Here is an 8,530-nt window from a genome sequence, read left to right as displayed (position 1 = left end):
CGATCAGGATCATGCGGTCGGCCAGCCGGGCGACCTCGTCGGGTGCGTGACTCACATGCAGCATGGGCACGCCCAGCTCGGCGCGCACGGCCTCCAGACAGGGCAGCAGTGCCTGTCGCGCCCGGGCATCGAGCGCCGCCAGCGGCTCGTCCAGCAACAGCAGGCGCGGGCGGCCGAGCAGGGCGCGGGCCAGCGCCACGCGCTGGCGCTCGCCGCCGGACAGGTGCAGGGTGTCGCGGTCCAGCAGCGGCCCGATGCCGGTCAGTTCGACCACGCTGTCGCGATCGGGACCGCGGCCGTCGCGGCGCGCCCGCCGCTGTGCGAAGTCCAGGTTGCCGCGTACGTCGAGATGCGGGAACAGCCCCGGCTCCTGGAACACGTAACCGAGGGCACGCCGATGCGGCGGCACGAAGGTCCGTTCGTCCTGCCATACCCTGTCGCCCAGCCGCACCTGCCCCCGGGCATGGCGTTCCAGCCCGGCAATGGCGCGCAGCAGGCTGGTCTTGCCGCAGCCCGAGCAGCCGAACAGTGCGGTGACGCCATCGTCCGGCACCTCGAAGGCGGCTTTCAGTCTGAACTCGCCGCGTTGCAGGTCGAGATCGACGGACAGGCTCATGCGCGCCCCAGCCGGAAGCGGCGGTTGATGCCGTACACCGCCAGCAGCATCAGGAAGGAGGCGATCAGCAGGCCGGCGGCGAGGCGGTGGGCAGCGGCATAGTCCAGCGCCTCCACGTGATCGTAGATGGCGATCGAGAGGACCCGCGTCTCGCCGGGGATGTTGCCGCCGATCATCAGCACCACCCCGAACTCGCCCAGGGTGTGCGCAAAGCCGAGCACGGTTGCGGTGATCAGTCCGGGCCGCGACAGTGGCAGCACCACGTGCAGGAAGCGGTCGAGCGGCCCGGCGCCCAGGGTCGCCGCGACCTCCAGCGGCGCGCGGCCCAGCGCCGCGAAGGCGGTCTGCAGCGGCTGCACCACGAAGGGCAGGGAGTAGAGCGTGGACCCGATCACCAGTCCGGTGAAGGTGAAGGCCAGCGGCGGACCGCCCAGCGCGCTCACCAGCGCACCGATCGGGCCATCGGGCGCCAGCGCGATGAGCAGGTAGAAGCCCAGCACCGTCGGCGGCAGTACCAGCGGCAGTGCCACCAGCGCCTCGAACAGGGTTTTCAGCCGGCTGCGGCCGTGCGCCAGCCACCAGGCCAGCGGCAGGCCGATGACCAGCAGGATCAGCGTGGTCACGGCGGCCAGCTTGAGAGTGATCCGCAGGGCGTCGAGATCCGCGGCCGGCATGGCGCTTCCTCAGGGCAGGCCATAGCCGGCAGCGCGGATGCGGGCGCGAGCGGCCGGACTGCGGACGAAGTCGAGAAAGGCACGCGCGGCGGGACTGTCGCGCAGCAGCACCGCCTGCTGCACGATGGGGGCATGGCGGGCCGGGTCGGGCAGCCAGCGGCTGCCGGCGCGCCCGATCACCTGGCTGCAGGCAACGAAGCCCAGTTCGGCATTGCCGCTGGCCACGTACTGGAAGGCCTGGGCGATGTTCTCGCCGCGTACCAGCCGCGGCTGCAGGCGGGCCCACAGGTCCAGCCCCTCCAGCACCTCGCGCGCCGCGCGGCCGTAGGGGGCCAGTCGCGGATTGGCGATGGCCAGCCGGCGAAAGCCGTCGCCGGCCAGCACCCGGCCGTCGGCATCGACGCGATCGGGATCAGGGCTCCAGAGCACAAGGCAACCGAGGGCATAGGTGAAGCGGCTGCCGGGGACGATGCGGCCCTCCCGCTCCAGGCGCTCCGGTCGCGCGGCGTCGGCGGCGAAGAAGGCATCGAAGGGCGCACCATGGCGGATCTGCGCATAGTGCTTGCCGGTCGAGCCGGGGACCAGGGTGACGGGGATGGCCGCGGGCGTTTCCCGCCGGAAGGCCTCGGCAAGCTGCTCGAGCGTGGGCGCGAAGTTGGCGGCGACCGCGATGCGCAGACTGCCGCCGCTGCCGGCATGCGCCGGCACGGACAGCAGCCCGATCACGGCCGCGATCAGGGAAGAAAGGGGACGCCAGCGCGACATGGCCGCCATTATACAGGCGGCCCTGCCGCTCAGCCGGTGGTGATTTCCGCGAAGGCCAGGCGCAGCGTTTCGCTCACGGCGACGGCGGGCGCAGCCGGAATGAAGTCGCCCGGTTCACCCTGTTCGGGGATGTCGAGGCCGTCCTGGCGCAGGGTGGCGCGCAGCCAGGCATCGGCCTGTGCCAGCCAGCCCTGCACGGTCGCCGGATCGCTGCCGAGCACGGCCGCCACCTGTGCCACCGGCAGGCCATCGATCCGATGCAGCATCAATGCGCGCCGCCAGGCCCTGGGCAGGCCGGCCAGCCGGCGGTAGATCTGCGCCAGTTCCTGCGCGCGGGCGATCTCTTCCTCGGGGGTCTCGCTTTCCGGGCCGGGCACCAGGTCCTCGATGTGCAGCACCTCGTCCGGCTGCCAGTAATCCAGGCGCTCGGTCTCGGACAGCTCGGCCAGGGCATCGCGCGGTGGACGCCCCTCCAGCGACAGCAGTTCCGGGCGATTGGCGCGCGCGGTATCCACCGCCTCGTCGATCACTTCCATCGCAATCTGTCGCAGCCACAGTGCCACCGGCTGCTCGGTGTCGCGCTGGTCGCGGCGGCGCAGGGCGTGCAGCAGGGTCTCGTCGATGATGTCCTCCACCGTCGGGTAGTCCGACGGCAGGTCGCCGAGGGCCTGCAGATAGGTCAGCTCGCGGCGGACGAACTGTTCCAGGGTGCCGAGCTCGGCCTGTACCAGATCGGCAAAGCTCGATACCGCCGGTGCGCCGGCTTCCTCCAGGCCGGCCTTCAGCCGCCGCAGCTCGGCGCGGCGTTCCTTGCGCCGCCAGGCGTCGTCGCGGCGCAGGCGGGCGAGGTAGCGCTCGACCTGGCGTTCGAGTTCCTCGAAGGCCTCGCGCAGGATCACTTCCAGGTCATGGCCGTCCTCGCGCGCGACCAGCACCGTGCGCGGCACATGCAGGCGCAGCGCCACGCGGTAGAGATCGTGATGGTGGCGGTTCTTCTCGACGATGGCGAACAGCTGCACCATGTCCGGCTGCATGTAGCTCAGGTGCCGCTCCAGATGCTTTTCGGTCATCCGGTCGATGAGCTGCTCGATCCGCTCGTGGGAAGCGGGGCTGATGTTCTTGTAGGTGACGTGCCCTTTCATGAGGTGCTGTCCTCGCTTGTTGTCACGCCGGGATGCCGCCCCGGCCGGCTCGTGTTCAGAGATGTGCCTGTACCCAGCGGATGATGTCCTCGGCACCCATGGCCCCGGCCTGGCGCGCGATCTCGCGGCCGCCACGGAACAGGATCATGGTCGGGATGCTGCGGATGCCGAACTGCGCCGCCGTGGCCTGGGCCTCCTCGGTGTTGAGCTTGGCCAGCCGTACCCGCGGCTCCAGGCGCGCGGCTGCCTGCTCGAAGGCCGGGGCCATCATGCGGCAGGGTCCGCACCAGGGTGCCCAGAAGTCCACCAGCATCGGGATGTCGTTGCGGTTCAGATGCTGCTGGAAGTTGCGGTCGTCGAGTTCGGCCGGATGGCCGGTGAACAGCGGCTTCTTGCACTTGCCGCACTTCGGGCCTTCGCCGAGCCGCGCGGTGGGGATGCGGTTCACGGCGTTGCAGTGCGGACAGACGATATGGATCGCGTCGCTCATGATGTTTTCCTGTGCCTGAATTCCGGTTGCTCGCCTACATGGGGGCCGGTCGGCGGCAATGCAAGGCATGGAGGGCTACCGCCGCCACAACACCAGCCCCAGCGCCCTGACGCCTCGGGGCAGGCGTCGGACGGGGGTGGGAGTGCTGGTGGTCTCGGGCATGGCGACAGGGTACGCATGCCGAGGCCGCGCGACCATGACATCAGTCACTTGCGGTGCGGATTTGCCTGTCGGTCGACAACTGTATATATATACAGTATTTGTTCCGGCAGGCTGTTGCCTTCCCATGCTGCCCGACTACGCCGAGTTGCATTGCCTCAGCAACTTCACCTTCCTGCGCGGCGCCTCCCATCCGGAGGAGCTGGTGGCGCAGGCCCATGCCCTGGGCTATCGCGCGCTGGCGATCACCGACGAGTGCTCGCTGGCCGGGGCGGTGCGGGCGCACCTGGCGGCGAGGGACTGCGGCCTGCCGCTGATTCTGGGCAGCGAGCTGCAACTAGAGGACGGGCCGCGGCTGGTGCTGCTGGCGCCGGACCGCGCGGCCTGGGGCGATCTCTCCGAGCTGATCACCCGTGGCCGGCGCCGTGCCGAAAAGGGCGGCTACCGGCTGCGTCGGGCCGATGTGGAAGGGCTCGGCGGCCGCTGTCTGGCGTTGTGGCTGCCCACCGGCCTGCCGCCGCTGCGCGGCACGCCGCCCGATGCCGATACCCTGGCCGGGGAAGGCCGCTGGCTGGCCGAGCTGTTCGGCGAGCGCGCCTGGCTCGGCGTGCCCCAGTTGCTCGACGGCTGGGACCGGGTGCGGGTGCAGCGGGCGCAGGCCCTGTCCGCGGCCACCGGCCTGCGCTGCGTGGCCGAGGGCGACGTGCGCATGCATGTGCGCGAACGGCGCATGCTGGCCGACACCCTCACCGCCATCCGCATCCGCCGGCCGCTGCCGCAGGCCGGGCTGGCGCTGATGGGCAACGGCGAGCGCCACCTGCGCCGGCGCGCGTTGCTGGCCCGGCTGTATCCGCCGGCATGGCTGGCCGAGACCCTGGCCGTCGCCGAGCGCTGCCGCTTCTCGCTCGACGCGCTGCGCTACGAATACCCCGACGAGATCGTGCCGCCCGGCGAGACGCCGACCAGCCAGCTGCGCCGGCTCACCGAGGCCGGCGCCCGCCGGCGCTGGCCGCAGGGCATGCCGCCGCGCATCGCCGCGCGCATCGGGCAGGAACTGGCGCTGATCGCCGAGCTGCGCTACGAGCCCTATTTCCTGACTGTGCACGACATCGTCCGCTTCGCGCGCGAGCGCGGCATCCTCTGCCAGGGGCGCGGCTCGGCGGCCAACTCCGTGGTCTGCTTCTGCCTCGGCATCACCGAGGTCGATCCCGACCGCATCGACACCCTGTTCGAGCGCTTCATCTCGCGCGAGCGCGACGAGCCGCCGGACATCGACGTGGACTTCGAGCACGAACGCCGCGAGGAGGTCATCCAGTACCTGTATCGCAAGTACGGCCGCGACCGCGCCGCGCTGGCCGCCACCGTCATCAGCTACCGCCCGCGCAGTGCCATCCGCGATGTCGGCCGGGCGCTGGGACTGGCGCCGGACCAGGTGGAACGGCTGGCCGGCAGCCATCACCGCTGGGGTCGCAGTGCCGAAGCCGTTACCGCCGACGGCCGCCGCGGCTGGGCGGTGGCCGACGACACCCTGCGCGAACTCGGCTTCGATCCCGCCAGTCCCCGCATCCGCCGGCTGCGGGCGCTGGTGGCGGAGCTGGTCGGCTTTCCCCGCCACCTGTCCCAGCACGTCGGCGGCTTCGTCATCGCGCGCGGCCGGCTGTCGCGGCTGGTGCCGGTGGAGAATGCGCGCATGGGCGCCGAGGGCGTGCGCGGTGACGGCGAGCAGGCGCTGGACGTGCCGCGCACCGTCATCCAGTGGGACAAGGACGATCTCGACGCCCTTGGCCTGCTCAAGGTGGACGTGCTGGCGCTGGGCATGCTCAGCGCCATTCGCCGCTGCTTCGATCTCATCGAGGACCATTCCGGCCGCCGCCTGGACATGGCCGGCATCCCCGCCGAGGACCCGGCGGTGTACCGCATGATCCAGCAGGCCGACACCGTGGGCGTGTTCCAGATCGAGTCGCGCGCGCAGATGGCCATGCTGCCGCGGCTGAAGCCCGCCTGCTTCTATGACTTGGTGATCGAGGTCGCGCTGGTGCGGCCCGGTCCCATCCAGGGCGACATGGTGCATCCCTACCTGCGCCGGCGGCAGGGCCTGGAGCCGGTCGAGTATCCCAGCGAGGCGGTGCGCGGCGTGCTGGAGCGCACCCTGGGCGTGCCCATCTTCCAGGAACAGGTCATCAAGCTGGCCATGGTCGCCGCGGGCTTCTCGGGCGGCGAGGCCGACCGCCTGCGCCGCGCCATGGCGGCCTGGCGGCGCAAGGGCGGGCTGGAACCCTTCGAGCGCCGGCTGATCGAGGGCATGCGCGCGCGGGGCTATTCCGAGGACTTCGCGCGGCGCATCTACCGGCAGTTGCTGGGCTTCGGCGAGTACGGCTTTCCCGAATCCCATGCCGCCAGCTTCGCGCTGCTGGTCTATGTCTCGGCCTGGCTCAAGTGCCACCACCCGGCTGCCTTTGCCGCCGCGCTGCTGAACAGCCAGCCCGTGGGCTTCTACGCGCCGGCACAGCTGGTGCAGGACGCGCGCCGCCACGGTGTCGAGGTGCGGCCGGTGGAAGTGCACCGCAGCGACTGGGACTGCACCCTGGAGCCCGCCGGCGAGGACGCACTACCCGCGCTGCGGCTCGGCCTGCGGCTGGTCAAGGGGCTGGGCGAGGACGCCGCCGGGCGCCTGCTCGCGGCCCGGCGGGCGGGCGACTTCGCCGACGTGCAGGATCTGGCCGAACGCAGCGGGCTGGATCGCGGCGCGCTCGGGGCGCTGGCCGCAGCCGGTGCCCTGCGCGCCCTGTCCGGCCATCGCCATCGTGCCCGCTGGGACTGCGCCGGGGTGGAGGCGCCGCTGCCGGCGCTGGCCGGCGCACGCATCCCCGAGGCCATGCCGCTGCTGCGCGCGCCGGGCGAGGGCGAGGACATCGCCGCCGACTATGCCAGCACCGGCCTTACCCTCGGCCGCCACCCGCTCGCAGTGCTCCGGGAGCGGCTGCTGGCGATGAACCTGTTCGATGCCGAGGGCCTGCGCGGCCTGCCCAACGGCGGCTTCGCCCAGACCGCCGGGCTGGTCATCTGCCGCCAGTGCCCGGGCGCGAACAGCGACGTGGTGTTCGTCACCCTCGAGGACGAGAGCGGCACCACCCAGGTGGTCATCTGGCCGCAGTGCGCCGAACGCCATCACCGCGAGCTGCTCGGCGCGCGACTGCTGGGGGTGTATGGCCAGATCCAGCGCGAGGGCGAGGTGCTGCACCTGATCGCCCGTCGGCTGTACGACTACAGCCCGCTGCTGGGCGAACTGGTGGTGCGCTCGCGGGACTTCCGCTGAGCGCCGCCCGCGCTTGTCCTACACTGCCGTCAGTGGCAACCGTTCGCGATAAGGAGGTGGGTCATGACAGGTGACAGTGGCGAGGGTATCCCGCAGGCAGTGGCTGCGGCGCTTCTTCTGCTGGTTTCCGGGACGGTCGTGCAGGCCGCGGAAGCCGATGCCGATCCCGCGGCCGAGGCGCAGAATGTCGTCGCCGAACTCGCACGCACGCTCGGCCAGGCCATGCAGCAGGCCATGGCCAGCGGCGGTCCGGCGGCCGCCATCGAGGTCTGCCGCGACCGCGCCCCGGCGCTCACTAGCGAACTCTCGCGCCGCCACGGCTGGCGCATCACCCGCGTCGGCACCCGGGTGCGCAACCCGCTGCTGGGCACGCCCGATGCCTGGGAGCAGCAGGTGCTGGCCGACTTTGAGCGCCGCCGCCAGGCCGGCGAGCCGCTCAAGAACATGGCGTTCCATGCCGTGGTCGAGGAACCGGCCGGCCCGCAGTTCCGCTACATGAAGGCCATCGGCGTGCAGCCGCTGTGCCTCACCTGCCATGGCGACCCCGCTGCCATCCCCGACCCGGTGCGCGCGGTGCTGGCGCGCGAGTATCCGCATGATGCCGCCACCGGCTACCGCGCCGGCGACCTGCGCGGCGCCTTCAGCGTCAAGCGGGCGATGCAACCCTGATGTCTGGCCTGTCCTCGCTGCCGGCCCGCGGGCTGGCAACGACGGCAAGTGTCCCGCAAGCGGAAGAACCGCGGTGCAGCATGATTCACGCAATGCCGCGCTCCCCTGGCCGGATCACCGCCTTCCGGTTCGACAACTAGGGTTCCCTGTTGTGCCCCAACTAAAAGCGACTGGGTGACAGGCGGCCCGAGTGAGGCCGTCTATCACACCCGGCCTGAGCTGCGCATTCCTGGTCCTTCGCTGTACATGATCGACCAGGTCCTTGTCGGACAAGGGGTTGTGGGCTAGGTTTTGAGTTTGAAGGGAAGAGAGACGCAGGCCGCGAGGAATGATAGACGGCTGGCGGCCGTGTTTGTTTTGCGGCCTGTGGCCGCCTAACCACTGTTATGTTTTAAACAAATCATGAGCCATGAAAAACAACAAGTACGGAAGTTTTATGAAGTAATCTGGAACAAGCACAATAAAGATGCAGTGCCAGAAATTCTTCATTCCTCATTTAAGTTCAGGGGCTCACTAGGATCGGAGAAACAGGGTCATGCCGGATTCATTGAATATCTCGATATGGTGCATGCAGTGAATCGCCCCGGGTTTAGTAGACGCCTCCGAGCGTTACAATGTAACTGTAACGGAGGTCGACATGAGTGGGAAGCGATATACCGACGAATTCAAGATCGAGGCGGTGCGCCAGGTCACGGATCG

8 protein-coding genes are annotated in these 8,530 nt (G+C 70.2%); 3 read left to right on the top strand and 5 right to left on the bottom strand.

All coding sequences use genetic code 11. The annotated features are described in order from the left end of the window. The 5 genes from MVF76_RS00035 to trxC all read right to left on the bottom strand — a co-directional run. On the bottom strand, positions 1-616 hold a 616-nt coding region (locus MVF76_RS00035), incomplete at its 3' end, for an ATP-binding cassette domain-containing protein (RefSeq protein WP_297526411.1). Beyond that, entirely contained in the window at positions 613-1,290 is a 678-nt protein-coding gene (gene modB / locus MVF76_RS00030; protein WP_297526409.1) for a molybdate ABC transporter permease subunit, read from the bottom strand. The genes modB and MVF76_RS00035, both read right to left, overlap by 4 nt. Before the next feature lie 9 nt (positions 1,291-1,299). Further along, a complete protein-coding gene (gene modA / locus MVF76_RS00025; protein ID WP_297526407.1) occupies positions 1,300-2,055 on the bottom strand; it encodes a molybdate ABC transporter substrate-binding protein in 756 nt (251 codons plus the stop codon). A gap of 29 nt (positions 2,056-2,084) precedes the next feature. Beyond that, positions 2,085-3,197: a sigma-70 family RNA polymerase sigma factor gene (locus MVF76_RS00020; RefSeq protein WP_297526405.1), complete on the bottom strand. Its 1,113-nt coding sequence runs from the start codon at positions 3,195-3,197 to the stop codon at positions 2,085-2,087. Between the two features lie 55 nt (positions 3,198-3,252). Continuing rightward, positions 3,253-3,687: a thioredoxin TrxC gene (gene trxC, locus MVF76_RS00015; RefSeq protein ID WP_297526403.1), complete on the bottom strand. Its 435-nt coding sequence runs from the start codon at positions 3,685-3,687 to the stop codon at positions 3,253-3,255. Positions 3,688-3,973: 286 nt separating this feature from the next. On the opposite strand from trxC, the gene MVF76_RS00010 reads away from it, so the two are divergent. From MVF76_RS00010 to MVF76_RS13015, 3 genes are all read left to right on the top strand, one after another. Then, positions 3,974-7,162 (top strand): error-prone DNA polymerase, encoded by a 3,189-nt coding sequence (locus tag MVF76_RS00010; protein ID WP_297526401.1) that lies wholly within the window; start codon positions 3,974-3,976, stop codon positions 7,160-7,162. Positions 7,163-7,225: 63 nt separating this feature from the next. Beyond that, positions 7,226-7,831, top strand: a complete 606-nt coding sequence (locus tag MVF76_RS00005; RefSeq protein ID WP_297526399.1) for a Tll0287-like domain-containing protein — start codon at positions 7,226-7,228, stop codon at positions 7,829-7,831. Positions 7,832-8,233: 402 nt separating this feature from the next. Continuing rightward, positions 8,234-8,530 (top strand): nuclear transport factor 2 family protein (locus MVF76_RS13015; protein ID WP_411293530.1); only part of this gene is annotated, 297 nt, incomplete at its 3' end.

Source organism: Thiohalobacter sp., from assembly GCF_027000115.1.
Taxonomy (GTDB): Bacteria; Pseudomonadota; Gammaproteobacteria; order Thiohalobacterales; family Thiohalobacteraceae; genus JALTON01.
The sequence above is the reverse complement of the archived record's forward strand: the minus strand, read 5'-3'. Positions and strand labels throughout refer to the sequence as shown.